This window comes from Amycolatopsis sp. NPDC005232, from assembly GCF_040607795.1.
Lineage (GTDB): Bacteria > Actinomycetota > Actinomycetes > Mycobacteriales > Pseudonocardiaceae > Amycolatopsis.
The window spans coordinates 1-26583 of record NZ_JBEXHL010000065.1 but is presented as its reverse complement, the minus strand read 5'-3'; the positions used below and the strand labels follow the sequence as shown (position 1 = coordinate 26583).

The 26583-nt window shown below is 70.2% G+C and carries 29 protein-coding genes; 12 read left to right on the top strand and 17 right to left on the bottom strand.

The genetic code is table 11. From position 1 onward, the window contains the following. Positions 1-103: 103 nt before the first annotated feature. Together ABZU76_RS50170 and ABZU76_RS50165 are read right to left on the bottom strand one after the other, a co-directional pair. Complete coding sequence (locus tag ABZU76_RS50170) at positions 104-682, bottom strand: snapalysin family zinc-dependent metalloprotease (RefSeq protein ID WP_354885174.1); 579 nt, start codon at positions 680-682, stop codon at positions 104-106. A 142-nt stretch (positions 683-824) separates the two neighbouring features. Continuing rightward, positions 825-1313 carry a helix-turn-helix domain-containing protein gene (locus ABZU76_RS50165; protein ID WP_354885171.1) on the bottom strand — a complete coding sequence of 163 codons (489 nt, stop codon included), beginning with the start codon at positions 1311-1313 and terminating at the stop codon, positions 825-827. A 100-nt stretch (positions 1314-1413) separates the two neighbouring features. Here ABZU76_RS50165 and ABZU76_RS50160 point away from each other — a divergent pair, with 100 nt between their 5' ends. Continuing rightward, on the top strand, positions 1414-2118 hold the full coding sequence (locus ABZU76_RS50160; RefSeq protein ID WP_354885169.1) for an SDR family oxidoreductase: 705 nt from the start codon (positions 1414-1416) through the stop codon (positions 2116-2118). A gap of 175 nt (positions 2119-2293) precedes the next feature. Here ABZU76_RS50160 and ABZU76_RS50155 read toward each other — a convergent pair whose 3' ends face one another. Genes ABZU76_RS50155 through ABZU76_RS50145 form a run of 3 tightly spaced genes read right to left on the bottom strand, consistent with a single transcriptional unit; the run spans position 2294 to position 5653 of the window. Next, a complete protein-coding gene (locus ABZU76_RS50155) occupies positions 2294-4669 on the bottom strand; it encodes a hypothetical protein (protein ID WP_354885166.1) in 2376 nt (791 codons plus the stop codon). Continuing rightward, a complete protein-coding gene (locus tag ABZU76_RS50150; protein WP_354885163.1) occupies positions 4666-4983 on the bottom strand; it encodes a hypothetical protein in 318 nt (105 codons plus the stop codon). The genes ABZU76_RS50155 and ABZU76_RS50150 overlap by 4 nt, the downstream gene beginning before the upstream one ends. A 16-nt stretch (positions 4984-4999) precedes the next feature. Next, positions 5000-5653: a YbaB/EbfC family nucleoid-associated protein gene (locus tag ABZU76_RS50145; RefSeq protein WP_354885160.1), complete on the bottom strand. Its 654-nt coding sequence runs from the start codon at positions 5651-5653 to the stop codon at positions 5000-5002. A 179-nt stretch (positions 5654-5832) separates the two neighbouring features. Between ABZU76_RS50145 and ABZU76_RS50140 the strand changes: the two genes are divergently transcribed. From ABZU76_RS50140 to ABZU76_RS50120, 5 genes are all read left to right on the top strand, one after another. Continuing rightward, the gene (locus ABZU76_RS50140) at positions 5833-6396 is read left to right on the top strand and encodes a TetR/AcrR family transcriptional regulator (protein WP_354885177.1); all 564 of its coding nucleotides are present in this window, start codon (positions 5833-5835) and stop codon (positions 6394-6396) included. Between the two features lie 154 nt (positions 6397-6550). Next, a complete protein-coding gene (locus tag ABZU76_RS50135; RefSeq protein WP_354885157.1) occupies positions 6551-7789 on the top strand; it encodes a cytochrome P450 in 1239 nt (412 codons plus the stop codon). 24 nt (positions 7790-7813) lie between these two features. Continuing rightward, complete coding sequence (locus ABZU76_RS50130; RefSeq protein WP_220246635.1) at positions 7814-8008, top strand: ferredoxin; 195 nt, start codon at positions 7814-7816, stop codon at positions 8006-8008. A gap of 133 nt (positions 8009-8141) precedes the next feature. Continuing rightward, positions 8142-8663 carry a hypothetical protein gene (locus ABZU76_RS50125; RefSeq protein WP_354885153.1) on the top strand — a complete coding sequence of 174 codons (522 nt, stop codon included), beginning with the start codon at positions 8142-8144 and terminating at the stop codon, positions 8661-8663. A gap of 44 nt (positions 8664-8707) precedes the next feature. Then, a complete protein-coding gene (locus ABZU76_RS50120) occupies positions 8708-9493 on the top strand; it encodes a TetR/AcrR family transcriptional regulator C-terminal domain-containing protein (RefSeq protein ID WP_354885150.1) in 786 nt (261 codons plus the stop codon). Between the two features lie 133 nt (positions 9494-9626). Here the strand turns inward: ABZU76_RS50120 and ABZU76_RS50115 are convergent, their stop codons facing one another. The 6 genes from ABZU76_RS50115 to ABZU76_RS50090 form a co-directional block, all read right to left on the bottom strand. Next, positions 9627-9863: a ferrous iron transport protein A gene (locus ABZU76_RS50115; RefSeq protein ID WP_354885147.1), complete on the bottom strand. Its 237-nt coding sequence runs from the start codon at positions 9861-9863 to the stop codon at positions 9627-9629. Next, positions 9860-10084 (bottom strand): glutaredoxin domain-containing protein, encoded by a 225-nt coding sequence (locus ABZU76_RS50110; RefSeq protein ID WP_354885144.1) that lies wholly within the window; start codon positions 10082-10084, stop codon positions 9860-9862. The genes ABZU76_RS50115 and ABZU76_RS50110 overlap by 4 nt, the downstream gene beginning before the upstream one ends. Continuing rightward, positions 10081-12201 (bottom strand): phage holin family protein, encoded by a 2121-nt coding sequence (locus ABZU76_RS50105; RefSeq protein WP_354885141.1) that lies wholly within the window; start codon positions 12199-12201, stop codon positions 10081-10083. Before ABZU76_RS50105 ends, ABZU76_RS50110 begins: the two co-directional genes overlap by 4 nt. Continuing rightward, complete coding sequence (locus ABZU76_RS50100) at positions 12198-12791, bottom strand: VTT domain-containing protein (RefSeq protein ID WP_354885138.1); 594 nt, start codon at positions 12789-12791, stop codon at positions 12198-12200. Before ABZU76_RS50100 ends, ABZU76_RS50105 begins: the two co-directional genes overlap by 4 nt. Further along, positions 12788-13576 (bottom strand): MBL fold metallo-hydrolase, encoded by a 789-nt coding sequence (locus tag ABZU76_RS50095; RefSeq protein WP_354885135.1) that lies wholly within the window; start codon positions 13574-13576, stop codon positions 12788-12790. The genes ABZU76_RS50100 and ABZU76_RS50095 overlap by 4 nt, the downstream gene beginning before the upstream one ends. Positions 13577-13877: 301 nt before the next feature. After that, complete coding sequence (locus tag ABZU76_RS50090) at positions 13878-16112, bottom strand: germacradienol/geosmin synthase (protein WP_354885132.1); 2235 nt, start codon at positions 16110-16112, stop codon at positions 13878-13880. 253 nt (positions 16113-16365) lie between these two features. On the opposite strand from ABZU76_RS50090, the gene ABZU76_RS50085 reads away from it, so the two are divergent. After that, a complete protein-coding gene (locus ABZU76_RS50085) occupies positions 16366-16677 on the top strand; it encodes a GNAT family N-acetyltransferase (protein ID WP_354885129.1) in 312 nt (103 codons plus the stop codon). A gap of 13 nt (positions 16678-16690) precedes the next feature. Here the strand turns inward: ABZU76_RS50085 and ABZU76_RS50080 are convergent, their stop codons facing one another. After that, positions 16691-17125: an SRPBCC family protein gene (locus ABZU76_RS50080; RefSeq protein ID WP_220246644.1), complete on the bottom strand. Its 435-nt coding sequence runs from the start codon at positions 17123-17125 to the stop codon at positions 16691-16693. 273 nt (positions 17126-17398) lie between these two features. On the opposite strand from ABZU76_RS50080, the gene ABZU76_RS50075 reads away from it, so the two are divergent. The 5 genes from ABZU76_RS50075 (at position 17399) to ABZU76_RS50055 (ending at position 21411) form a co-directional block, all read left to right on the top strand. Beyond that, positions 17399-18415, top strand: a complete 1017-nt coding sequence (locus tag ABZU76_RS50075) for a S1 family peptidase (protein WP_354885124.1) — start codon at positions 17399-17401, stop codon at positions 18413-18415. A gap of 70 nt (positions 18416-18485) precedes the next feature. Further along, entirely contained in the window at positions 18486-19340 is an 855-nt protein-coding gene (locus tag ABZU76_RS50070; RefSeq protein WP_354885121.1) for a hypothetical protein, read from the top strand. Between the two features lie 45 nt (positions 19341-19385). Beyond that, the gene (locus ABZU76_RS50065; RefSeq protein WP_354885118.1) at positions 19386-19643 is read left to right on the top strand and encodes a hypothetical protein; all 258 of its coding nucleotides are present in this window, start codon (positions 19386-19388) and stop codon (positions 19641-19643) included. Then, positions 19644-20603, top strand: a complete 960-nt coding sequence (locus tag ABZU76_RS50060) for a zinc-binding dehydrogenase (RefSeq protein WP_354885115.1) — start codon at positions 19644-19646, stop codon at positions 20601-20603. A 52-nt stretch (positions 20604-20655) separates the two neighbouring features. Further along, positions 20656-21411: an SDR family oxidoreductase gene (locus ABZU76_RS50055; RefSeq protein ID WP_354885112.1), complete on the top strand. Its 756-nt coding sequence runs from the start codon at positions 20656-20658 to the stop codon at positions 21409-21411. Here the strand turns inward: ABZU76_RS50055 and ABZU76_RS50050 are convergent. The 5 genes from ABZU76_RS50050 to ABZU76_RS50030 form a co-directional block, all read right to left on the bottom strand. Next, the gene (locus tag ABZU76_RS50050; protein WP_354885109.1) at positions 21408-21824 is read right to left on the bottom strand and encodes a VOC family protein; all 417 of its coding nucleotides are present in this window, start codon (positions 21822-21824) and stop codon (positions 21408-21410) included. The two genes, ABZU76_RS50055 and ABZU76_RS50050, sit on opposite strands and share 4 nt — an antisense overlap. 61 nt (positions 21825-21885) lie before the next feature. Beyond that, a complete protein-coding gene (locus ABZU76_RS50045) occupies positions 21886-22302 on the bottom strand; it encodes a hypothetical protein (protein ID WP_354885106.1) in 417 nt (138 codons plus the stop codon). Continuing rightward, the gene (locus ABZU76_RS50040; RefSeq protein WP_255638696.1) at positions 22302-23120 is read right to left on the bottom strand and encodes a heavy metal-binding domain-containing protein; all 819 of its coding nucleotides are present in this window, start codon (positions 23118-23120) and stop codon (positions 22302-22304) included. The genes ABZU76_RS50045 and ABZU76_RS50040 overlap by 1 nt, the downstream gene beginning before the upstream one ends. A gap of 10 nt (positions 23121-23130) precedes the next feature. Then, positions 23131-23973 (bottom strand): heavy metal-binding domain-containing protein, encoded by an 843-nt coding sequence (locus ABZU76_RS50035; RefSeq protein ID WP_354885102.1) that lies wholly within the window; start codon positions 23971-23973, stop codon positions 23131-23133. Between the two features lie 58 nt (positions 23974-24031). Next, the gene (locus tag ABZU76_RS50030) at positions 24032-25270 is read right to left on the bottom strand and encodes a GGDEF domain-containing protein (protein WP_354885099.1); all 1239 of its coding nucleotides are present in this window, start codon (positions 25268-25270) and stop codon (positions 24032-24034) included. Between the last annotated feature and the right edge of the window lie 1313 nt (positions 25271-26583).

Genomic DNA, 26583 nt, shown 5'->3' with positions numbered 1-26583 from the left:
GCAGGAACGTTCCCGCGTGAACTCCCTGTGGGCCAACGGTTTCCGCACGCTGGGCGCCGGCGGACCGCAGGAGCGCACCGAACGCCACATTGGGGTGTTTGGGTCAGTGGGTGAGGACGGGCAGCGTCTCGTAGATGCGCTCCTGCGGTCCGCCGGCGCCCAGCGTGCGGAAACCGTTGGCCCACAGGGAGTTCACGCGGGAACGTTCCTGCGCGTTGGGGTTGGCGTTGGTGCACGACGGGCCGGGGCCGCCGCCCGACATCAGCTCGGAGCACGGGCCGGAGTAGTGGTCGGGCAGGCCGAGCACGTGGCCGGTCTCATGGGCGGCGATGCGGGTGTTGTCGTACTCGCGGGCCTGGGCGTAGTCGATGAAGACGGTGCCGGTGCCGTGGCCGTCGCTCTGGGCGTAGGAGCCGCGCGGGTCGTTGCCCTCGGTGTAGCGCAGCGAGGCGCCCGAAGAGCGTTCGACCAGCTTGACGTTGGTGACCGAGCGGTTCCAGTTGGCCGCGCCGGCGTTGATCGCCGCGCGGAACGTCGGCGCGCCGGAGGTGCTGTAGTACACCGTGGTGACGGCCGCGGCCTGGTCGGTGGCGGCCGTGGCGGCGGTGGCCGTGCCCGCGACGAGCGGGGCGGCGGCGACGGCCAGCGCGATGGCGCCGGACAGCAAGAACTTCCTCGACATCGGAAAGCTCCTCGGGTGGGTGAGGGGAGTTTTGCCTGATTTGCGCGCGCTGCACCGAATCTAGGCAATTCAGCCCCGTTTGTGACCCGACTTTCGTACTGTCCGGAAAGTGGTGATTTACCAACACCTTCCACGGGTTGACTCAGGCGACGGGTTCGGCCAGCGGCACCTGGTCGTGCGTCTCCTTCTCGAGCCGGCGCAGTTCCGCCCGGTTCACGTCGCCGCCGCAGTGGTCGCACTTCTCGCCGGGGCGAGTGAGCTCGCCGCAGGGGGTGTGGACCAGCCGCATCGGCTCGCCCGGGGCTGGGGAGTGGGTGTAGGTGTCGCCCCACGCGCCCAGCGCGTGGATCACCGGCAGCGTGTCGGCGCCGGCCTGGGTGAGGCGGTACTCGTCGCGGGTGCGGCCGCCGTCGCGGTAGGGGACGCGGGTCATCAGCCCGGTCTCGACCATTCGCGCGAGCCGTGCGGACAGCACGTTGTCCGCGATGCCGAGGCTGCTGCGGAACTCGTCGAAGCGAGTGGTGCCCGCGTGGGCCTCGCGCAGGATCACCAGCGTCCACGGCTCGCCCAGCACGTCGGCGCCTCGGGCGATGGGGCACGGCGTGCCTTCCCAGCTTGACCGTCGACCCATGGTTTCCTCCCGTGCTGGCTTGCTTGAAGCAAGTTTAGCCCGTAGTGTCGTCGGCGGCTAGCTTGCAGATAACAAGTCAGATGTGTTGGGAGTGGTTTTGATGGAGATCAAGGGTTCTGTCGCGCTGGTGACGGGCGCGAACCGTGGGCTGGGCCGGGAGCTGGCCGCCGCCTTGCTGGAGCGCGGGGCGGCGAAGGTCTACGCCGCGGTGCGCCGTCCGGAATCGGTCGACCTGCCGGGTGTCGTGCCGATTGCGGTCGACGTCACAGACCCGGCTTCGATCCGCGCGGCCGCCGAAGCGGCCGGCGATGTGACGCTGCTGATCAACAACGCCGGCGTCTCCACGGGGGCGTCGTTCCTTTCCGGTTCGTGGGAAGACGTCCGGCTGGAGATGGAGACGCACTACTTCGGCCCACTGGAAATGGCGCGCGCCTTCGCTCCCACGCTGGCCCGCAACGGCGGCGGCGCGATCCTCAACATCCTCTCGGTGCTGTCGTGGTTCACCGCACCGCATGTCAACGCGTACTCCGCGGGCAAAGCGGCGGGCCTGCAGCTGACCAACGGCCTGCGCCTGGCCCTGCACGACCAGGGCACGCTGGTGTCGGCACTGCACGTCGGCTACATGGACACGGACATGGCGGCGGACGTCACGGACCCCAAGTCCGACCCGGCGTCGATCGCCGCGTTGGCCCTGGACGGCCTTGAAAAGGGCGACTTCGAGATCGTCGCGGACGACGTCAGCCGCGCCGTGCGCGCGAGCTTGTCGGGCGACATCGCTGGGCAGTACCCGCAGCTCGTTTCCTGACTTCCGGCTCGCTTCGGCGGGCATCCACTGCTGGTTCAGGGCCGGTTTTTGGTCTGCCGTGGGGGTGAGGGCGCGCGCCGAGCTAGGCTCGGTTGTTTCCGTTGGTGTGTGGGCAAAACACCGCGCCCCTGGCGGCCTTGTGGGCTGCCAGGGGCGCGGTGTTTTTCGTGGCGGGCTAGTGGCCGCCGTCTGCTGGGGGCTGGTCGCCGGCGTTGGCGTTGGCCCAGCCGGTTTCGGCTGTTTTCTGGATGTCGAGCATCTGCTTCATGATCTCCTGGCCGCCCTTGACCGGCCACGCCCACATTTCCTTGGCGCTGTCGGAGTCGGCGACCCACTGCTTCAGGATCGAGAAGGCCTGCGGGTGGTTCGCCTTCAGCTGGTTCTCGAGGTACTTGTACTTGGCGAAGGCCTCCGGCTGGTGCTGCTTCAGCCAATCCTCGTGCGCCTTCGTCCACGGGGTCTTCGGCGGCTGGTTGGCCGGGGGTGTGGGGGCGTCGTCGCCGTGGTGACTGGCGGGCGGGGTGCCGTCGTCACCGTGGTGGCTGCTGCCCGGGGGCGTGCCGTCGTCGCCGTGGTGGCTGCCCTGGGTTCCGGCCGTCGAAGCCGCGTCGTCACCGGAGTGGGTGCCGGGCGGGGGAACGTCGTCCTTGGGCGGGACGGGCGGGGGCGCGTCGTCGCCCGCGTGGCTGCTCGGCGGGGGTGTAGCGGCGTCGTCGCCGGAGTGGGTGCCCGGCGGGGGCGCGTCGTCCTTGGGCGGGACGGGCGGCGGCACGTCATCACCGGCGTGTGAGGCCGGCGGAGGTGTCGCGGCGTCGTCGCCCGAATGGGTTGCCGGTGGCGGGACGTCGTCCTTCGGCGGGACGGGCGGCGGGACGTCGTCGCCTGCGTGGCCGGCGGATGGCGGGGTGGCCGCGTCGTCGGTGTGGGTTGCCGGCGGGGGGACGTCGTCCTTGGGCGGCACCGGCGGCGGGACATCGTCACCGGTGTGTGAGGCCGGCGGAGGTGTCGCGGCGTCGTCGCCCGCGTGGGAGGCGGGTGGCGGGGTGGCCGCGTCGTCGCCGGAGTGGGTTGCCGGGGGCGGGACGTCGTCCTTCGGGGGCACGGGCGGCGGGACGTCGTCGTCGGCGTGGGAGGCCGGCGGGGGTGTGGCGGCGTCGTCGGTGTGGGTTGCGGGTGGGGGGACGTCGTCCTTCGGCGGGACCGGAGGTGGGACGTCGTCACCGGCGTGTGAAGCCGGGGGAGGCGTGGCAGCGTCGTCGCCGGCGTGGGTGCCGCTGCCGGAGCCGCTGCCAGAACCGGAGCCACTGCCACCGGCGGGCGGGGGGACGTCGTCCTTCGGGGGAACCGGCGGCGGGACGTCGTCGCCGGCGTGCGAGGCCGGGGGTGGGGTCGCGGCGTCGTCGCCGCTGTGGGCCGGGGGCGGAGGCGTGGCGGCGTCGTCGCCGGCGTGGGTGCCGCTGCCAGAGCCGCTGCCCGAACCGGATCCACTGCCCGAACCGCTGCCAGAACCACTACCCGAGCCCGAGCCCGAGCCGCTGCCGCTGCCCGATCCAGACCCCGAACCAGAACCCGAATCACCCGCGGGCGGAGGCACATCGTCCTTCGGCGGCACCGGCGGCGGAGTAGCCGCATCATCACCACTGTGCGCACCGGAAGACCCAGCGCCGCCACCCGAGCCGCCGCGGCCGGGGACCGGGCCCAGCGGGATGTCGTCACCAGCGTGGGCCCCGCTGCCGGCGGCGCCGCTCGCGCCCGGGCGGGTCTTGAGGCCCTTGACGACGTTGCCGATGCGCGCGGCCGAGCGGGTGGCCTGCGCGACGACCGCGGCGAGCTTCGCGCCGAGCGAGGTGGCGGTGAGCGTCGCCTGCGCGACGCACCAGCCGACGCCCGCGACGATCGAGGCGCCGAAAGTCGGGATGGCCGCCGCCAAAGCGATCAGCATCGTGGAGATCATGTCGCCCAGCACCGTGGTGATGAGGTCGCGGAACAGACCCCGCACGGCGGCGATGATGGCCATGTTCGTCTGGATCAGGTACGCCACGATGTCGGTGCCGTGGGCCTTGCTGTCCAGGTCGGCGGCGAGCTCCTGCATGCGCTGCCGGAACGTGTCGCCGGCGTTGCCCTGCCACTCCTTGATGTCGCCGTCCAAAGAGGACTTCTGGTCCTCGCCGATCTGCCGGATGGTCTCGGCGATCGTGTGCACTTCCTGGCTCAGCAGCTGGATCTGGTCCGGGTCGCCCATCAGCATGTCGAGCGGCTCACGCAGGAAGCTCACGTGCTCGATCAGCCAGCCGAGCCCGGCGGAGATCAGGCTGCCCAGCGGGTTGAGCGCGAACTTCACCGTGTCCACAGCCGAAGCCACCACGCCGAGCCCGATCGAGACGCCCAGCGCCGCCTTGTCGGAGTCGTCGGCGGTCTTCATGTCTTCGCAGCTCTTGATGAGGAACGAGTACGAGTCGAGGAAACCCGCGCCGGAGAACTTGTTGGAGTCGGTGATCACCACCCCGGCACCGAAGTCGGGCTTGGCGTTCGGGTCGAACGTCGTGGTCACGTCGGGGTCCCCGCTGTCGTGATCGTCTGCGCGTGGTTGGTTTCCGTGGTGCGGTACTGGTCCGAGGCCGTGCGCGTGTTGTTGGCCTGGTCCGTGATCGCCTTCGCGGCGCCGTTGACCTGGTCGTGCAGCACACCGAGCGCGATGCGCGTCGGGATCCCCAGCACCTGGCCGACGACCACGCCGAAGGCGTTGATGTCGCCGCCGTTGACCTCTTGGATGCGGTTGGCCGCGGCCGTCACCTTGCCGCCGCGATCGTCCAGACCACTCGCGTACGTCGTCAGCACGTCGGGTTCGACGGTGTACCCGTCCATCAGCGCATCTCCCTCGTCACCACGGCTGCATCTCGTCGTCGTCGCCGTCCATGCGGCGGCGGTGCGGGCCCGACTGCGGCCTCGGCTGCTGGTCCGGCCGCGGCTGCGGCGGCGCGGGCGGCCCCGGCTGCGGAGCCGGCGGAACGGGGGGAGCCGGCGGCATGGGCGGCGGCGGCATCCGCGGCGGCAGAGGCGGAACCTGAGGCGGCTGCGACGGCACGCCACCGGCGGGCGGTATCCGCGGCGGCGCGGGCGGCGGCGGGGTGCGGTCCTCGGCCTCGGGTTCACCGGGCTGGCGCGGCGCGTCCTGCGGCTCGTCTTCCTCGGGCTCCGGCGCGGGCAGGAAGGACCGGACCACGTCCATCATCTCGGTGCCGCCGGCCAGTGGCTCGAGCGCGTCGGCGACCTCGCGCGACACCTGTCGCTGGGCCTTGCCGTAGGTCTCCATGATGGTGGCGGTGAGCTGGGCCCCGCCGGACGAACGCAGCGCCCGGTCGTCGATGTGCAGGTTCTTCAGAGCGCCGTTGGGGGTGACGGTGACCGTGACCAGTCCGTCCGACGAGCGGGCCTTGCCTTCGGCCTCGGTGAGCTTCTCTTGCAACGCAACGCTTTTCGCGCGCATGTCGTCCACGCGCCGCTGGAAGTCGTCCAGCCACTCCTGCTCGTCCACCAGGAAAAAAATATCGAGATGTCCGGCCTGCCGGGGTGAACCACAGATGACGGGTCGACGACGAAACGAGGCGGCCCGTCCGACGCCCGGGCAGGTCAAGCGGTAAGAATGGGCACGTGCCGGAAGAAGCCGAGGTCAGCGCCGGGCGCACCCGGAACAGGTGGGGCGAGGGCGACCGGCTGCGCGGGGAGATCCTCGACGCGGCCAGCCGGCTGCTGTCCGAGCTCGGCGGTGAGGACGGCCTGACGATCCGCGGCGTCGCCCGCGCGGTCGGCATCGCGCCGGCGAGCATCTACCAGCACTTCACGGACCGCTCCGCGCTCGTCGCGGGCTTGCTCGACCACGAGTTCGCGCGGCTGCGCGCCGCGATGGAGGCGGCCGAGGCGAGCGAGGACCCGGCGGACGTCGTCGGCCGCGTGCGCGCGCTGATCCACGCGTACTGCCGCTTCGCCATGGAGAACCCCGGCCACCACCGGCTGATGATGGCCAACGGCGCCACCCGCGCGACGCCCGACGCGTACCCGAAGGGTCCGTTGCCCGACCTCATCGAACTGCTCACGACCGGCTTCGCGCGGTGCGACGCGGCGGGCTTCTCGCTCAGAGTGCCCGCCGAGCGGGCCGGCGTGATCGCGTTCGTCGGCGCCCACGGCCGCGTCGCGTTGTTCCACAACTCGCCCGTGCGGGGCGGCGCCGACTCCGTCCTGCCGTTCGTCGACGAGCTCGTTTCGCTCGTTTTCGCCTGAGCCACGGGCGTTTTCTCCCGTTTCCACCCGACCGCTCTCGGCCGTCCCGGTGATCTTGTCCACGGAGGTGGCCAACCCTCCACCAGATTGCCTAACATGTGTTCAGTAAGTATCCGAACAATCGTTTGGTAACTCTCCGTAGGAGGGATTGTCGATGACGGAGGTCCTCTCGTCCTCGTCGCAAGGCGTGTCCGACGCCCGTGAGCCCGAGTACCCGATGTCGCGCGGGCGCTGCCCGTTCGACCCGCCGCCCGAGCTCGAGAGGCGGCTGCACGACGAGCCGGTGTCCCACGTCCGGATCTGGGACGGCAGCGAGCCCTGGCTGTTCACGCGCTACGAAGACGTCCGCGCGCTGCTCCGCGATTCGCGCGTCAGCGCCGACACCGACCTGCCGGGCTACCCGCCGCAGTCGCCGGGCGTCGCGGCCCGGCGCAAGCGCGCCAAGGCGTTCATCAGCATGGACGACCCCGAGCACGCTTCCCAGCGCCGGATGCTGACCGCCGACTTCATGGTCAAGAAGATGGAGCGCCTGCGCCCGCGCATCCAGAAGATCGTCGACGAGCTGATCGACGACATGCTGGCCGGCCCGAAGCCCGCGGACCTCGTGCAGGCCTTCGCGCTTCCCCTGCCGTCGCTGGTGATCTGCGAGCTGCTCGGCGTGCCGTACGAAGACCGCGCGCTGTTCCACCGCCTCAGCAAGGTGCTGGTCTCGCAGGAGGCCACGCCGCAGCAGTCGCTGGACGCGGTCGAGGAACTGCTGGCCTACCTGAGCCGGCTGGTGGAGCAGAAGCTGACGGACCCGGGCGACGACGTGCTGAGCCGTCTCGCGACCGAGCAGGTGGCCGCCGGGACCATGACCGCCGACGACGTCGCGGCGATGGGCCAGCTGCTGCTCGTGGCCGGACACGAGACCACGGCCAACATGATCGCGCTCGGCACCGTGGCGCTGCTGGAGCACCCGGAGCAGCTCGATCTCGTGCGCGACGGCGACGCGGCGCTGATCGCCAACGCCGTGGAGGAGCTGCTGCGCTACCTCACGATCGTCCACACGGGACGCCGGCGCGTCGCGCTGGAGGACATGGAGGTCGCGGGCCGGCAGATCCGCAAGGGCGACGGCCTCATCGCCGCTTCCGACGCCGCCAACCGCGACGCCGAGGCCTTCCCCGACCCGGACAAGCTCGACGTGACGCGCAAGGCCCGCCACCACGTGGCGTTCGGCTACGGCGTGCACCAGTGCCTCGGGCAGCCGCTCGCGCGCGTCGAGCTGCAGGTGGTCTACAGCACGCTCTACCGGCGGATCCCGACGCTGCAGCTGGCGGCGCCGTTGGCGGAACTGGACTTCAAGAACGACATGCTGGTCTACGGCGTGCACTCGCTGCCGGTGACCTGGTGACTCTTCCGGAAAGGACTTGCTGAGATGAAGGTGGTCATCGACCAGGACCGGTGCGTCGGGGCGGGCCAGTGCGTGCTCGCGGCGCCGGAGGTGTTCGACCAGCGCGAGGACGACGGCATCGTCGTGCTGCTGGACGACAACCCGCCCGAACAGCTGCACGACCAGGTCCGCGAGGCGGCGCAGATCTGTCCCGCGCTGGCGATCGAGCTGGCGGGCTAGCGCGTTCCTTGCTGTCCATTGTGGAACCGGTCGGGCGCCACACGGTGGTGTGACGCCCGACCGGGGAATGTCGTGGTCGGCGCGGTGCTGGCTAGGGTGACTCGTCCTGGTTGCCGGGGAAGGGAAACCCGCCGTGTCGCTCCGCCGTCTCGTGTCCGTGCTGATCGCCGCGCCGGCCCTGCTCGCGGCGGGCGCCGTGCCCGCCGCGGCGTCCATCGCACCGATCCCGCCTTCGCCGCTGCGGTGCGCCGCGGTCGGTGACGTCGCGGCCACGCTGGACTCCCGCGTCGAGGCCATCGTCGCCGAGATGGGCTCCAACCCGAACGGCACGGCGAACCCGGTGGCCACGGCGTTCAACGACGCCACCGCCGACCTGCCCGCCGCGCCCGCCACGGGCTGCGCGACCGACTCGGCCGCGGCCGACACCGTCGTGCACTCGGTCTTCACCTACGTGCGCGCTGTGAACCGCTTCTCGCCCACGTTGACGCCGACGATCAGCCTCGTCGTGGACCCGAGCGTGAGCAGCTTCGTGTACGCCGTGCAGACCGCGTCTCCGGGCACCTACACCGACACGTCGCGCGCCATCACGCCGGAAATGCGCGGCGAGCTGCTGCAGGGCAGGTACCTGCTGACGGTCACCGCGCTCGGCTTCTGACCCGGGCTTTATGCTGTAAGGAGTCGCCGTTCAGGGGGTTCCTCGTGGTCGTCTTCGCCGGGCAAGGGGACGCCCGCCGCTCGATGGAGCTCCTGTGGCGCAAGGACGTCGCGCCCCGGGGCGGCGGGCCGGGGCCCAAACCCGGGCTGAGCGTGGACGCCATCGTCACGGCGGCCGTGGAAATCGCCGACGCCTCGGGAATGGGCGCGCTGTCCATGCGGGCGGTGGGCGAGCGCCTGGGCCGGACGGCGATGGCGCTGTACACGTACGTGCCGGGCAAGACCGAGCTCATCGACCTCATGTACGACCAGACGCTGACCGAGCTGCGCGACGACCACGACCTGTCCGGCGGCTGGCGCCCCGCGGTGGTCGCTCTGGCGCGGGAGCTCTGGGACTTCCACCTGCGGCACCCGTGGTTGCTGCAGGTTTCCTACGCCCGGCCGGTGCTGGGGCCGGGGGAGTTCCGGATGCAGCAGCTGGTGCTGCGGGTCCTCTTCGCGACCGGCCTGCCTCCCGCGCGGGTGCGGTGGATCGTCGGCGCCTTGCTGAACACGGTCCGCGGCTCGGTGCAGATCGCCGCCGAATCACGCCAGGCCTCCCGCGAGACGGGACTGTCCGAAGAGGACTGGTGGTCCTCGCGGGCGGCGGTGCTGGGGGAGCTGGTGCCGGATTTGGTTTCGCGGTATCCGTTGGTGGGCCGGTTGGGCTCGGAGCAGTCACCGGTCGCGTCGGATGAGCCTTACCTCGAGCGTGAGGCGCGGCTCAGCCTGGAGTCGGGTCTGGATCTCCTTTTGGACGGTATCGAGGCGGCTATCGCTCGGGAGAGCTGATCGACCACCGGACCGCGAAACGTTGGCGCGCCGAGCCGGGCAGGCGTTGTTCGGTTGCGTGAAAGGATCGAGCGACGAGAAGCCTCCGCGAGGGAGCGACTACGTCCCATTGCTTGTTGCAGCGCGCCGATCGTCACAGGTCTGCGGGTGGCGGGCCACTCGATTTCGGACGGCGGCGCTCCGGAGCGGGCGGCACCGGCTTCGCCGCGACCACGTCGGACAACGGCACCACCACGAGGCCACGCTTCGTTTCCACTGTGCACGAAGAAGAATCGCGGTCGCGCAGGTAGCCGAGGGCGTCGGTGAAGCCGCCCTCGATGCGGTAGCGGACCACGACGCGGGTGCCCAGTGGCAGGTCCAGGAGGATCACAGGCGTGCCGCGAGTTCGTCGTCCGACGGTTCCACCAGGTGGGTGCCGTCGGCGAAGACGATGGTTGGGATGCGGCGCGCGCCGTGCTGGAGGGAGCGCACCAGCGTCTCGGCGGCGGGGTCCGCCTCGACGTCCACGTAGTCGTACGCCACGCCGCGGGAGTCGAGCAGCGCGCGGCTGCGTTTGACGTCCGGGCACCAGCTCGCGCCGTACACGATCATGAAGCCACCTCCGAAACGGCAACCGAAGCAGACGAAGCGGGCACGCCATGCCCCAGGAACGTCAGCCAGTCGCGGAACACGTGGTGCACCGCCTCCGCCCCGACGGGTTCGCCGGGCGCCGGGAACGAACGCGGGTGCAGGATGAAGCCGCGCTGCTGCGGGCCGCCGAGGGCGCCGTGGGACCCGACGTGCCGCTCGAAGGGCGACGACTGGTCCGACTCCGGGTCGTAGCGGCTGTTGATCATGATGTCCGCGCAGTGCGGAAACGTGTCGACGCGTTTGACCAGCTCGTCGGCGTACGGGCCGTAGTCCGCCAGCGGGTCCTCGCCGACGACGACGCCCGTCGCGAGGCGCTTCAAGCCGTCACGGCCGAGGACGACGGGACCGAATTCCGAGCTGTGCACCAGCATGAACCCGACGCCGTCGTGGTCGACCAGCGTCGGCAGCAGGTCCGGGTACTCGCGCTCGATCGTCTCCAGGTTCACGCGGCCCTCGTGCTCGGTGAACGACACCATCGCCAGGTGCCCGGACACCACGCAGACCACGCCGGGCGCCACGCGCGTGACCTCGCCGGGCGAGCCGCTCGTGGTGCGCGGCCGGTTCTCGGCGCACTCGGCGTCCTCGACGCGCGAGCGCAGCCGGCGCGCGATCAGGCCTCCGGTGGTGGTCGCCTCGGCGAGCGCCGCGTTGACCTGCCAGCTCTCGGCCTGCCGGCGCTTGCCGTGCTCGGCCACGGGCGCGCCGCCGCACAGGCGGCCGACCACGGTTTCCATGGTTTCGCCGAAGCGGTCGACGAACGCCTGGCCCTGGGTCTGGCCGTGGTCCGACAGCCCGACGATGTGGTAGCGCCGCGGCGCGATGCGGCTCGTGCGCAGCAGCCGCGCGAACTGCTGGTCGATCGAGCGCAGCACCTCCAGCGTGTCGAAGCGCTCGATGCCGGAGTGGTGCGCGACCTCGTCGTAGCCGAGGAAGTCCGCGTACACCACGGGCCGGCCCGCCAGCATGTCGCCGATGATCGCGGAGACGACCACGTCCCGCGCGATCACCGTGGTGCCCGGGCGCGCGAGCGGGTAGAAGCCGCCGCGCGGGATCCGCGGCGCCACCCCGGCGCGGCGCTGCTTGGCGGCCGCGGACAGCTCGCGGAGGACATCGATGAGGGCCACGCCGAACGTCCGCAAGACGTTGACCGGGTTCGCGAAATACGCGCGGTAGCCGGCGCCGACGGAGTCGTGCCGCGGGCCGCGGACCTTGCGCGGCACCAGGACCGGGATGGAGCTCATGGTGAGGCTCACGTGCTCGGCGTCGCCGGAGAACAGGTTGCCGTGGCTGGCGCCGTCGCCCGCGAGCAGGCCGCGCCCGTTGGTGTGGCGGCGCTCGATCTCGGCCGCGTCGCTCGGGTGCGCGCACGCCATCACGTGGTCACGGTCCTTCTCGTACCAGCGGAACCCGAGGATGTCGTGGTTGGAGCCGTGCAGGATGCCGCACACGCTGGCGCCGGTCTGCGAGCTCCAGTCGGTGTGCCAGCGCGTGAGCGAATGCGTGCCTTCCGACAGCCACGCGGCGAACGTCGGCATGTCCCCGTCACGCACGGCGCGGCGCACGGTGTCGTAGCCCAGCCCGTCGATCTGGAGGAAGACGACGCCGGGCGGCTCCTCGGCGAGATCCTCACCGGGCGCGTGCTTGCGCCGACGACGTGCGGCCCGGCGGAAGAAGATCTCGTCCTCGTCCACGGCGAGCACGCTCGAGATCAGCGCGCCGACGGCCGACATCACCACCGTGATGATCACCGCCGTCCCGAACCCGGACAGCTCGACGCCCGGCACGGCCTGCAGGATCGCCAACGTCGCCGCGCCCAGCAGCAGGTATGTGCCCACGCCGAGCGTGAAGTACGCGATCGGCCACGCGACCCGCACCACCCACGGCCACACCACAGACGTGAGCAGCCCGAGGATCAGCGCGCACACGGTGGGCTGCCACCACGACTGCATGTCGAACCCGTCGAGCCACATGTCGAGCAGCCGCAACGCGCCCGTCACCGCGGCCCACACCAGCACCACGCGGGCGACGACCCGGCCGCCGCCCAGCAGGCGTCCCTTCGACGGAGCGGGTGTCGTCACTGATGTCCTCCAGTCCGTGCGGCTGCCCGCGCGCGCAGCTTGCTGATCACCGTCAACAACACGGTCACCAGCAGCACGAGCACGGTGGCCAGCAGCGTGGCGATCAACGGCGAATCGAAGATGCCGCCGCTCACGATGCCGAGCAGAGAATAGGCAACGGCCCACAACACGCAGGCCACGAGCCCCGCCGGCAGCAGCTTGCGCCACGGGTACCCCAGCGTGCCGGCGGCCAGCAGCACCGGGATGCGACCGGCCGGCACGAGCCTTCCGATCACGACCAGCTGCCAGCCGCGGCGCGCGAACTGCTCCCGCCCCTTGGCCAGCCGTTCGGCCTGCTGGCGCTTCTCCACCCACCGCAGCAGCGGTTCGCTCCCGAACCTGGGCACGGCGAACGTCAGCACGTCCCCGAGATACGCGCCGGCGATCGCCAGCAGGATGACCAGCGGCAGCGACAGGTGATCCGTCGTCGTCGCGACGGCCGCCGCCGCACCCACCAACGCTCCCGTCGGCACGATCGGGATCACCGACCCCAGCAGGACCCCACCGAACAGCGCCGGGTAGCCGATCGCCGACGGGTCCGACCAGTTCACGCCCGTTCCTCGGGGGCGGGCAAGGTCACTTCGGCGCCGGGCCGGGTGATCAGGACATCCGTCGGCAAGCCCGCTTCGACCACGTGCTCGGCGAAGGTTTCCGGCGGTTCCACGAGGAGCTTCTTCATCTGCTTCGTCAGGTGGATCCCGGGGACGGCCAGCGTCCCCCAATGGACGGGGACGACCGCCGTGGCTTTGAGCAACCCCGCTGCCACGGCGGCGCGTTCGGGGGTGAGATGCCCGGGGCCGAGGTTCGGGCCCCAACCCCAGACGGGCAGCAGGGCGACGTCGACGGGGCCGAGTTGCTTCATGCCTTCGAAGAGGTCGGTGTCTCCGGCCGAATAGACCCTGCTGCCGTCCGCTTCGAGCAGGTGGCCGAGGGCGGGGCTCTGCGGTCCGTGGGTGAGCCGCGGCCCCCAGCGGTGGCCGGAGTGGACGGCTTCTGTCGCGGTGATCTGGAGGTCGCCGTCCTGGATGGTTCCGCCGGGGGCGATTTCTTCGACGTTGTGGAGCCCGTGCTTCCTCAGCCACGCGCCGGCGCCCCTGGGGACGACGATCCGCGCCTTGCTGAGCAGGCGGAGCGAGGGAAGGTGCAGGTGGTCACCGTGCAGGTGGGAGATGAGGACCGTGTCCACGCCGGCCCAAGCCGACGAATCGGGCAGCGGGACGACTCGCGTCAACGGCCCCACACGCTTCGTGAGCACCGGGTCCGTCAGCACCACCCGCCCACCGAGCTCTACTCGCGTCGTCGCGTGGCCGAGGAAGTGCAGGTTCAAGCCTCTCACGCTTCGAGTATCACCTGATGAGGGCGAAAACGCCCGGAGGAGTGGTGGGTTGCACCCTGATCGGGTCGATCTTGGGTGCGGTTCGTGCGTGGGTGCGTGGTGGATGCGGTCGGACGGCGCGACTACCTGCGGAGCCGTCGGTATCTCCGGCTAACCTTTCCCCGGCCGGCCCCCGGCGAAGCACTTTCTTCTATGGGAGTGAGGAGAAGTTGGGTTTGGGTGCACCTGCTGTCCGTTGGGGAGATGGGTTTGGCCGGCGGACTGTGGGTGGTTGAGCGGTAGGTGGTTGTCCTGGGGTGGGTTACCTGGCGGCCGGGAGGATCGAGGAGATCCTCAGTGAGCCCGTCCCCAGCCCTGTCGGGCCTGCTGAGAAGGCCAGTGCGCCAGGAACATCCTCCGAAACGCCAGGGCGGCGGCGGATTTCCTCTTCCGTGTACCTGGCGCAGCCTTCGTGCCAGTTCAGGATTCCCGCCATCCAGTCCTTCAGCTCATCCGTGTAAGCCGTCAGTGCGGCTCGGACGTCCTCGTCGAGGGAGAAGTCCGAGAACAGGCCCGGCAAACCGACCTCGACAGCGTGCTCGAATTCCTTCATTCGGGCGGTCATCAAATCGTTGACGATCTCGAAGGCTGTCTGCTCATCCACGTCGAGGAAGTTGCGGACCACCAGCACGGAGTTGTGAAGCTCGCCTTCGTACTGGATTTCCTTCTTGTACGAGAACACGTCGTTCAGCAGGCAGGCATAATCCATGGCCGAGTGCTCGATGGCCTGGATGGTTCGAGTCCGGTAGATCTCCGGCGGTATCAACCGCCCGTGAGAGATCCGGGACAGGCTCATCGTGAGGTCTGAGCCGAAAGTCTTCCGCCGCATTTCGACATAGTCGATTGGATCAGGGATTCGGTTCTCGGCCTGGTTTGCGAGTTCCCAGAGCCAGCTCTCGCACATGTCGACGACGGCCTTGCGGAAGGCGCGGCGTGACTCCAGGCTCATCGGGCCGGCCGTCCGCAGCCACAGGTCGGCGAGGCCGGTCTCCAGTGAACCCTCTGGGGTCGGCGTGGGCTCGTCCTCGAGTGGCATGAAGAGCTTGAAGCGCTCCGTGGCCGCCTTCGCCGCGCCCAGGTTGCGGGAAGCCCCGAAGGCCACGGGGTAGTAGTCGTCCCCATAGGTGCCCCAGGCCAGCCAGGCGCTGGTGAGGTCCAGTTGCTCAGGGGAAGCGTCCGGGTGGATGCCGGCCGAGCACAGGGGGAGGTCCATGGCCCGCATCTTGTGCTCGTCCCAGACCACGCCGTCGAGGAAGCCCATCGAGGTGCACCACTCGGCCAGGCGGTCGCGGGCAGTAGCCAGGTGCGGGCTCAGGCGGAGCTCGAAAGGCATGTAGATCTCGGGCCGGACGATCGGGCCCACGGCCTCGTGCGGCTGGTGGGAGAAAGACCGCAAACGCTGGGGAGCGGTGCTCACCAAGGAAGAGAAGATGCGAGCAGCCGAGGTGCCCAAGCCGGTCGGGCCGCCCAGCAACTCGGGGCCGCTGCGCGAGTCGAGCGCGCCTTCATTCATGTAGCGGCTGGAGCGCAGGTGCCATTCGTGGCCGCCGGACTGCCAGTCCTGGAGGCCTTTGACGTAGGCGAAGGTCTCGGCGCGGCCGGGCAGGCCCACGGCGTGTTCGTCGAACAGAGCGGGGACTTCGGTGAGGGCGGTGTGTTCGAACTGGTGCAACCGGGACGTGAGGAGGTCGTTGACGGCGTCGGCCGCTTCCTGGGTGGTGCAGCCGAGGAACTTCTCGAAGACGAGCACGCCATTCGAAAGCTCGCCCTCGTCTTCGACCTCGCGTTGGTAGGAGAACAAGTCGTTGCGGAGGTGGACGGCGTCGGCGAAGCAGTCGCGCAGGACCTCCATGGGGCGGGAGGCGGCGATGGCGTCGGGGACTTCGGCGTGGACCGAGTGCTCGATGAGGTTCGCGGACCACGGTGCGCCGCCGACCTTGCGGCGCATTTCGATGTACTCGATGGGGTTGGAGACGCGGCCCTCGTTGATGTTGGCGAGTTCCCACAACGACTCGTCCAGCAGGTTGCGCGTGCTTTCCACGAAGCGGCGGCGCCAGCCCTCGGAACGATGCGGGACGGTGCGGTTCCACAGGTCCTCGAGCCCCCGTTCGACGGGGTTCTCCGCGGTTGCCGTGATGTCGCCCGTGACGGGCATGAACAGGGCGATCCGGTCGAGGTAGGCGCGGGCGCTGTCGATGTCGCCGGTGCGCTTGAACAGCTCCAGGAAGTGGTCGTCGAAGTAGAAGACCCAGACGTACCAGTCGGTGATGAGGTCGAGCTCCGTCGCGCCCGCGTCCGGGTGGGTATAGGAGCAGAGCAGCGCGTAGTCGTGGGAGTCGAAGTCGTGTTCGTCCCAGATCACGGTGCCGAGCTGGGGGACGTCGATCATGTCCATCGTGTACGCCCACGCCTTGCTGTGCTCCCGTGCACCGTCGAGGTGCGGGTTCAGCCGGGCCGGGTAGGGCATGTAGAACTCAGGCAGAGCGAACGGCTGCACAGCGCGGTCCTGGCCTTCCCAGTGGCGGTCACCGACCCAGAGAATCAACCAAACGCGCCGGTCGCCCCGGAAGGTCCGCGCGGGCGTTCCACCCGATCGCTCGCACCGTGTCGCCCGGGCGGCCCAGCCCGGATCACGCCTGAGTCGTTTCCCGGGCCGCCGCGTCATTCTTCGGTGAAGATCAACGCACGCCGGGGAAGTACGGCAGGCTGTCCGGCGTTCACCTGAATGCCCAGACTTCGAGGAGCGACGAATGAGCGACGAGACCCGCGTGGTCCGCAACGACGAGAAGCACCGCTACGAGGTGTACGCGGACGACCAGCTGGCCGGCTTCACGCAGTACCTCCTGCGCGACAACCAGACGGTGTTCACCCACACCGAGATCGACAAGGCCTTCGGTGGCCGCGGCCTCGGCACCACGCTGGCCACCTACGCGCTGGACGACGTCGTGGCCAACGGCGGGGTGATCGTGCCGGTTTGCCCGTTCATCGCGGCTTTCCTGCGCAAGCATACCGGCTACGAAGAGCACGTCCAGTGGCCGGAAGGCACTTCCGTGGCGCAGTGAGTCCTTTGTGGACTCAGCCGAGCCGCTCGGCGAGGACGCCCGCGCGGGCGAGTTGTACCGCGCGGGCCCGTGAAGCGGCGAATCGAAGCAGGCCCGGCGGCGTGTGCAGCCGCAGCGTGTCGGTGACGCGCGTGCCGCCGCCGTCGGGCTCGAGGTCGAACCGGTAACCCATCCGCACGCCGCCGGGCGACACCACGTCGCCGTGGACCGCCGCCGTGCCGGTGGTGCGGAGCGTGACGACGATCGGGTTGTCGTGGCGCAGAAAGCCGAAGAAGCGGAACCGCTCCACCGCGGTGTACCGCGTCAAGCCCTCTTCCCGCGCGACGTCGCGCACCTCCACCACCAGCGGTGACAAGCCGACGTAATTCGAAGGCTCCGCGAGGTGGGCGACGACGTCCGCGGGCGGTGCGGCCACGGTGAACGCGTGGCTCAGCTCGGTGTCGGGCACGCGCCGACCTTAACCGGAAGCCCCGCCCCGCGATTGCCCCGTGGCGCCCGGCGGGTAACCCATCCCAGTGAACGGTGCGGTCGCACGGCTGTTCGGCGTAGCGGCCTGAGCCGAACGGGTGCGGGTAGTCCGATTTGCCCGGATGAATTGGTTATTAACCAACCTTCGTCGGTGGTGCGTTGGTTGCCTGGAAACAAAAGTGTGGGGAGTCCCACCGTGGTTTGCGCGAGCCGCTCGCGCAGGATCCGTCCAGCTCAACTGGAGGAAGATTCCATGACTTCCCGGAAAACGTTCGTCGCCGGCTTCACCGTGTTCTCCGCGGCGGCGCTTACGGCCGGCCTTTGCGTGAGCGCGGCTTCGGCCAGCCCGCTCGCCTTCGCGCAGATGCAGACCCAGGCCATCACCCAGGCGACGCAGGTCGTCGACAGCCTCGGCCTGTCGGGCGGTGGCATCTACCTCGACAACGGCAAGGCCATCGTCAACGTCACCGACGCGGCTGCCCAGCAGAAGGCCGAGGCCGCCGGCTTCGCCACGAAGCTGGTGAAGCACAGCTTCGCCGCGCTGACCAACGCCAAGAACTCCCTCGACGGCGTGAAGAACGTGCCGCAGACGGCGTGGGGCATCGACACCAAGAACAACCAGGTCGTCGTGAAGATCTACGACGCGGCCTCGAAGGCCACCGTCGACAAGGTCACCGCGGCCGCCGCGAAGCTGGGCGACTCCGCCCGCATCGAGCACCGCGCCGGCAAGCTGTCGACCTACATCGCCGACGGCGACTCGATCAACAACGGCCAGTTCACGTGCTCCCTCGGCTTCAACGTCACCCGTGGCGGCGAGCCGATGATGCTCACGGCCGGCCACTGCACCAACGAGGGCGGCACCTGGTCGGGCGGCGACGTCTCCGGCGCCCGCGTGGTGGAGAGCGACTGCCCCGGTGCGGACTCCGGTCTGCTGACGCGCCCGAACGGCTCGGGTGACGGCGCCATCAACACCGGCCAGACCATCAGCAGCGCCGGCACGCCGACCGTCGGCGAGCAGATCCAGAAGCAGGGCCAGACCACCGGTGGCGGCAGCGGCGAGGTCACCTCGGTCGACGAGTCCGTGAACTTCGACGTGGGCGTGCTCAACCACGAGTTCGGCACCACCGCGCACACCGACCACGGTGACTCGGGCGGCCCGGCGTACGACGGCTCGAAGGGCCTCGGCACGCTGTCCGGCGGCGACACCGTGACCAGCTACTTCTACCCGCTCACCCTCGAGCTGCAGTCCTACGGGCTCGAGCTCGCCTGATAAACCGCGCTACGGAAGGCCTCTCCACTCGACCGGTGGAGGGGCCTTCTTCGTGCGTACGCTGACGGTCATGGAGCCGAATTCGAGCCTGGCCAGGCGGTTCTGGGTCGCGCTGGAGCCGCTGCACGCCGTGGTCTACTTCGCGTCCGAGCCCGCTGCGGCGGCGAAGGAAGTGGGTCTGCGCGGCTGGTGGATGGGGTACTTCGCGGGCCGCGCGGCGCCGCTGGGCCCGATCGGTCCGGGGCCGGTCACGTCGATGTTCTACGGCTTCGCGCCCGGGATGGTCGCGCGCGCTCTGCCCGACGCGTGGACGTTCGCGAAGCCGGAAGACGTGCTGCAGACCCGGATTCTCGCCGTGGAAGCCGCTTTGACGCGGTTGCTGCCACCGGGCGCCGAACTCGACGAACTGACCGGGCTGCTCGAACGCGCCGTCGCCGGTTGCCGCTTCGACGGCCGTCCGCTCGCCGCCGCGTGGGCGTCGGCGATGCGTCCCGACCGTTCGCTCGCCCGCCTCTGGCTCGCCACCTGCGCCCTGCGGGAACACCGCGGCGACGGCCACGTGCTCGCCGGCGTCTCCGCCGGGCTGTCCGGCCTTGACGCGAGCCTCACCCACATCGCCGCCGGCGCCACGACGCGCGAGATCGTCCAGCGCGCCCGCGGCTGGACCGATGAGGAATGGGACGACTCGACGGCCCGCCTGCTTTCCCGTGGCCTGCTCGACTCCGCCGGCCGGCTCACGGCGAGCGGCGCCGCCGTCCGCCACGACGTCGAGGAGATGACCGACCGCCTGGCCGCGGACCCGCTCGACGCGCTCGGCCCGGACGCCGTGGACCGCGTGCTGGAGCTGGCCGTACCCCTCAGCCGCGCAGTCGTCGACGCGGGTGGGCTGCCGATCCCGAACCCGATGGGTGCCGTCCGGCCGTAAGACGGAGAAAACCCGCGGCCCGGTTCTCGAGTCGCGGGGCGTGCGGTGTCCGCCGGCGGTCTCGCGGACCGTGCGCGGACACCGCCGTCCTCGGTCGCGGCACGGTTGTTGAATGTGCTGCAGTTGGAGCGCGTGAGCCTGCTGACGAACAACCCGGCCAAGGTCGCCGCATTGAAAGCCGCGGGAATCGTGGTGAAGCGGGAGAAGTTGATCGTCGATCACCCCGGTGAGCACACGTCGCGGTACCTCGAAGCCAAAGAACGGCACGGCCACGCGATCCTCACCGCTGGTAGCTTCGCCTGAGTGAAGGCTGCGTTCGTCGAGAAGCCCGGCCCGGTCGAGGAGATCCGCTTCGGCGACCTCCCCGATCCCGTGCCGGCGCTCGGTGAGGTGCTCGTCGAGGTCGTCGCGAGCACTGTGAACCCCGTGGACACGTTCGTGCGCAACGGGATGTGGCCGGTGCCGGGACCGTGGCCGCTCGTGCTGAGCCGGGATTTCGTCGGCCACGTCGTGGGCTCGGCGAACGGCTTTGTGGCCGGGGAAACGGTGTGGGGTAACAGTCTCGGGCACGGCGGACGACAGGGTGCGGCGGCCGAACGCGTTGCCGTCGCGGCGGATCGGTTGTACCGCCTGCCCGCCGGAGTGGATCCGTTCGACGCCGTCGCCGTGGTGCACCCCGCGGCCACGGCGTACCTGGCGTTGTTCACACACGGTGGGCTGCGTGCCGGGCAGACCGTGCTGGTCGTCGGCGGTGGCGGCAACGTCGGGACCGCGTTGATCGAGCTCGCCGCCGCGGCGGGTGCGCACGTGGTGGCCACGGCGTCGGCGGCGGATCTGGACCACTGCGTGACTCGCGGCGCCGATCTGGCGCTGGACTACCGCAAGACCGAGCTGCCGGACGGCATCGACCTCTACGTGGACACCTCCGGCACCAACGACCTCGAAACCGCCGTGGCGCACCTGGCGTTCCGCGGCCGGATCGTGCTGCTCGCGGGGCCGCGCACCCGGCCGGTGCTGCCCGCCGGCGAGCTGTACCTGAACGACCAGTCCGTGGTCGGGTTCGTCATCTCCCGGGCGACGGCCGTCGAATTGGCCAATGCGGCGGAGGCGCTGAACGAGCGGCTCGCCGCCGGTGGCCTGCGTCCGCGGGCGGTGGAGCGGGTGCCGCTCGCCGAAGCAGCCGACGCGCACGGGCGAATGGAACGTGGTGAGCTGCACGGGCGCCGGATCGTGCTCGTCGTCGGAGATCCTGTCGATTCCTGAGCACCTCGTTCGACGCACGGGTGGAAGCGGAAACCCGACGAACGGAGAGCCCATGCTGCTCGAAGGAAAGAACGCAGTGGTCTACGGCGGTGGCGGAGCGATCGGCGGCGCCATCGCGCGGGCGTTCGCCGAGGAGGGCGCACGCGTCTTCCTCACCGGCCGCACCCGCGCGAAACTCGACAAGGTCGCCGATGAGATTCGCGCGGCGGGCGGGCGCGCCGACGTCGAGGAGCTCGATGCCCTGGACGAGCGGGCCGTCGACGAGCACGCCGACGCCGTGGTCGCCGCGGGAGGCAGCCTCGACATCTCGGTCAACGTCATCACCCACGGCGACGTGCAGGGCACCCCGCTGCTGGAAATGTCCTTGGCCGACTACCAACAACCCGTGGTCACCGCCGTGCGCACGACGTTTCTCACCATGCGCGCGGCGGGCCGCCACATGAAACGCCAAGGTGGCGGCGTCGTGCTCGTCTTCGGCGGCGACGGAGACCCGGTGCGCAGCCACCCGGTCGGCGGCCTGCAGGTGGCGTTCGCCGCGCTCGAAACCATGCGCCGGCAACTCGCCGCGGAGCTGGGCGGCTGCGGCGTCCGCACCGTCACCCTGCGGACCGGTGGCGTGCCCGAATCGCTCCCCGCGGATTTCGCGCACACCGAGGCGGTCACGGAAGGAATCGCGAAGGGCACCATGCTCGGCCGACCCGCGACGCTCGCGGACGTCGGCGCGGTCGCCGCGTTCGTGGCCTCCGACCGCGCCCGCACCATGACCGCCGCGACGGCCAACATCAGTTGTGGCGCACTCGTGGATTAGCTCTTGCCACGCGCCGAGATCTGCTGCACGGCCCAGGCGTTGCCATCCGGGTCGGAGAAGTGAAAGAAGCCGATGTTGTCGAGGTCCTCGGGCCGGCCCGTGGCCGGGTCGGGCCCGAGGAGCTGGATCTCGCTGACGTCGACGTCGCCCGCGAGCAGCGTCTCGCGGGCGCGCGGTAGGTCGGCGACCACGAGCTGCAGGCCCTTGAGCGACCCGGGTGGCATCGGGGGCACCACGCCCTCGCCGACGACGATCGAGCACCCGGAGCCCTGCGGGGTCAGCTGCACGACGCGGGCGCCGGGCCCCACCACGGTGTCGTGGTCGACGTGGAAGCCGCACTGCTCGGCGTAGAACGCCTTCGCGCGGTCCACATCGGACACGGGAACGATGACGACCTCGAGTGTCCAGTCCATCCCCGAGTTCTAATCGGGCAAACAGGGCCGGTCAAGGTTCGGCGGTTCAACCACGCCGGAGTCAGCTACCGAGGAACCGCGACAACGCTTCGCGCGCCTTCGCGTCCCGAGAAGCCAGGGCCTGCAGCTCCTCGGCGAGCACCGTCACCCACTCCTCGACGTCGGTGTCCCGGCGGCTGATCACAACCCCGCGCACCACCTGGCGAATCTCGCCCGTGACCCCGCCGGACCGGCCGGCCGTGAGCACGAGCAGCTGGTGCGGCGTCGACACGCGCACCTCCACCGGCTGCCCGAGGCGCCCGGCCACGCGGTCGGCGAAGCTGCGCCGCCGGTCGACCTCGACCATGCCCGGCGGGAGGGCGTCGCCGAGTGTCTCGGACAGCACGCGGGTGTAGGACTCGACGTCGGCGCGATCGCCGCGCAGGGCGGCCACCAGGAGGTGGAACTCGCCGGCCGGGCCGAGCTCTGACCCGGACATCAGTCGGTGAGGGGCAGCACGAGCTGCGGCTTGGTGATGCGGTGGTCGGGGCGCAGCGGCTTCACGGCGGTGCCGATGGCGAAGAACTCCGTTGTGTGCCCGCCCCATCGATGCGGCAGTGACAGCAGTTGCACCCCCACGATGCCTTCGGCCTTCAGCTGCTCGGCCTCGGCCTGCATGCGCGACATCGCCAGCTCACGCGCGTCGTAGAGGGCCTCGGTGTACTGCGGGATCTCCACGTTCTGCCCGATATTGCTCATCGCTTGGCGGAACCGCTGGTGCGCGATGTGGTAGACGCACGTCCCCATCACCATGCCCAGCGGCGCGTAACCGGCTTGCACGAGCGTCCAGAAGTCCTGGCCGGACAGGTCGGACGTGAACGGCTTGCCGGTGTTGTTGCGCCACTCGCCGGGCTCGTCGGCCTTCACCGCGGTGCCCACGGCGACGAACTCCGCCAGGTCGCTGCCGAACTCCTTGAACTCGATCTCCAGGCGTACGGCCACGATCCCGTCGGCACCCAGCAGGTCGGCCTCGGTCTCCATGCGCGTCATCGCGAGCTCGCGCGCGTGGTACATCGCGGCCGACAGGCGGTCCATCTCCTGGTTCTTGCTCCAGCGCCCCATCTGGAACCCGACGTGGTAGATGCTCGATCCGAGCACCAGGCCCAGCGGGCGGAAGCCGGCCTCGCGCACGAGCAGGAACTCGTTCACGCTCAAGTCGGACGTGAACAGGCTCGTTGCCTGCCCCGGCCGCATCTCGGCGAGCCGGCGCATCGCATCCTCGGGGATGTGCTGCGCGGCGGGGTCCGTGGTCGTCACAGGGCCTCCTTCAAACTCGGTTCAGCGGCAGGATGGTGAGCGCGGACGTGGGCGCGGACCTGCCGACGTGGAATCGGGCGATGGCGGTGCCGAACACGCTCGCCACACCCGCCACGGCCACCTCGCCCAGCTGCCACGTGTCGAGCGACATCCGCGAGACGATCGCCCCGTCGGCGCCGGCGGTCTGCACGGTTTTGCGGAACTGGCTGCGCGCGTCGGCCCGTACCTCGGTGACGAGCCGGGTGTGGGCGTCGACCTCGACGTTCCCGGCCCACATCGTGGTCTGGTACTGCATGTTGTAGTCGAACGTGGTGTGCGCCGAGATGCCGATCGCGACGGCCGCGGGCACCCAGCCGGCCTGCATCAGCTTGCCGACGTCCTGGCCCGGCAGTTCGGTGGTGAACACGCGCCCGGGCCGTTGCGGCGTCTCCGCGCGCACCGCGGAGCCGAGCGCGACGAACTCCTGCATGGTCTCGTCGAGCCGAGTGACCGACGTGGTGATGCCGAGAACGCCGTCGGCGCCGATCGCCTCGGCCTCCAGTCGCAGCCGGTCCAGCGCGACGCGGTAGCCCTGACGGAGCGCGTCGGCGTAGATGGCGGCCTGCTGGTTGGGTGTGATGCCGAAGCCGGAGGTCCAGCCGAGGCGCTCCACGACGCACCCCATGACCTCCCCCACGGGGGTGAATCCGGCGACTTCCGCGCCGACCGCGCCGGGGACGCTCAGCAGCGAGGTGCGCAGGCCGGACGAAGCGAACCGGTCGACGCGCGCCCGCGCGACCGGCGGCAGTCCACGGCCATCCCAGTCGGGCACTCGGACCTCCTCGCGGGCCTCGGCGCGGCCCTCAGCGTCCATCGTGGCACGAGGGAGAGACGAAGTCGGAACGAGAAGGCGGGGTTGTCCGGAACGTCCTTCAGTGTGTGGCGAGCTCCACGCGGTTGCGGCCCGCCTGCTTCGCCCGGTAGAGGGCGGTGTCGGTGGCGACCAGTACGTCGTCGACGCCGGTGAGGTGCTCGGCCGGGTAGAGCGCGCAGCCGATCGACACGGTCAGGTCGCTGATGACCGTGTCGCGCTCGGGCAGCGGCACGACGACCTGCGGGATGCGCCGGCGGATGCGGTCGGCGAGCTGGCCGAGTTGCTCCATCGTCGGCACGTTGGGCAGCACGATCGCGAACTCCTCGCCGCCCCAGCGGCCGCAGATGTCCTGGTCGCGCACCTCGCTGCGCAGCGCGATGGCGATCTCGCGCAGCACGACGTCGCCCGTCGGGTGGCCGTAGGTGTCGTTGATGGCCTTGAAGTGGTCGAGGTCGAGCAGGAGCACGCCGACGGTGCCGTTGCCGGTGCGGGCGCGCTCGAGGTACTGCTCGGCCAGCGTGCGCCACCAGCGCTTGGTGGCCAGGCCGGTGGTCACGTCGGTGCGCGCGTCGCGCTGGAACTGCGCGAGCAGCAGGCCACGGTGCAGCGCCACCAGCGCCACGACCACGCCGGTGAGCACCAGCGGGTTGGCCAGCAGGAGCAGCGCGGCGGTGACCAGGCCCAGGCCGATCGCGCCGGCTTCCAGCAGCTGGTCGCCGAAGCCGGAGAACAGGTCCGACAGCGAGCGCGGCGGGCTCGAGAGCGCGATGGCCACCATCACCAGCGCCGTGTTGATGGCCCAGCGCAGGGCGGCCGCGAAGATGATGACGACCAGGTCGGTGAGGCCGGGCAGGAAGCCCGCGGCCGGCACGCCGGGGTAGTGGTGCATGCCCAGCGCGAGCACGGCGACCGCCGCCTGCGTGCCGCACAGCACGGTCGCGGCGGAGAAGATCCAGCGGTGGGGGAGCACAGGCCGTTCGCGTGGCCAGACGCGCCACCACGCCATCGCGTAGGTGAACACGACCATCGCCGTGGCCAGGACGGCCGGCAGCGCCACCACGGCCGCGATGCTCCACACGGCCTTGGTGTCGACGTACGCGACCGTGGGCGCGCGGTTGTACTCGCGCTGGCGCTCGATGTGGCGCGTGGCCTCGATGGCGGCTGCCGCGCACACGGCCAGCACGCCGAAGCGGATCAGGTCCTGCTGGTGCACCGGCACCAGCCACGCGGTGCTCACCGACGCCAGGATCGCCAGGAAGTTGACGAGGAGCACATAAATGCGGACATAAGAGGGCAACCGCCAAAGGCGCCAGCCCGTGAACCATCCGGCAGACCGGTTTGCTCGTCCGCGCACTCTTCACCTCACCCGGTTGGCTTCTACCGTAAACGACGAGGCGCGCCGTGTGCCGCCCGTGGTCCGGACTCTGGGACCTGGCCGGGGAATTTCGCCCGGACAGCCCAGCGCCCGGCCCGCGCAGAGGGGAGGTGACCACTGAGCGTAGTGATGGCCCGCCGCGATTCCTTGGCGTACCTGGGAATCCGCGGCCTCCGGCCACTGAAGCCACTGACGTGCGACAACCACGATCGGTGATCGGCGGGTTCTGTGAAACCGCCGGTCGGCGCGGCCCTGGCGAGGAGGTGACGACGGTGCGCGACAACAACTGGACGGTCTCCGCCTGAGTGGTCTGGACCGTTGAGCTCGACCTGAGGTCGAGAGTTCCGGTGTTTTCGGTGCGTTCTGCGGGAGGAGGTGTCCACGGTGCAGGACAACAACTGGTGAGTCCGAACTGTTGGCGAACCGCTACGTGGAAAGGAGGTCCGGCGGTGCGGGACAACAACTGGTGACGGCCGAAGTCCGCTGAACAGCCGAGGTGAAAGGGGGTAGAGCCGTGCGTGACAACAACTGGTGACCGACGAGCCCGGCGAAGCACTGGCAGGGAAGGAGGTTTCGGCGATGCGTGACAACAACTGGGCCCGCTGAGGTCCTGAGGTCAGACCAACGAACACGACGAACGGAGAGGAGACGCCGGTGCGTGACAACAACTGGACCCGCTGAGGCAAGTGGTCAACGTCCGTGACGAGTGGAGAGGAGACGCGCGTGCGCGACAACAACTGGACCCGCTGATCCCCGTCCGACAACCCCGACAACCCCGACAACCCCGACGAGCCGAGAGGAGCGCCAGGTGCGCGACAACAACTGGACCCGCTGATCCCCGCAGGCGACCCCGACGAGCCCGAGAGGAGAAGCACGTGCGTGACAACAACTGGACCCGCTGAACCCCGCCCGGCAACCGAGACGCCCCCGACCGAGACGACCCCGACCAGCCGAGAGGAGCGCCGGGTGCGCGACAACAACTGGACCTGCTGAACCGAAGCCCGGCGAACACCCGACGAGGGGGTGAAAGGCATGCGTGACAACAACTGGACGTGAGTCCTGCCCGCGAGAGGGCCCGACCGTGCACGAGAGCCGCGAGCACCACGAGCACCACGAGGAGGTGGGTCGGTCGCCGGACGTGAGCCGTGAGGTTCAGGACGCGGCAGGTGGCGTGGCCCCGTCGAGAGGACTTCGGCAGGGGCACGCCGCGCGCAGCCACGCCGTGGCGGCGAGGG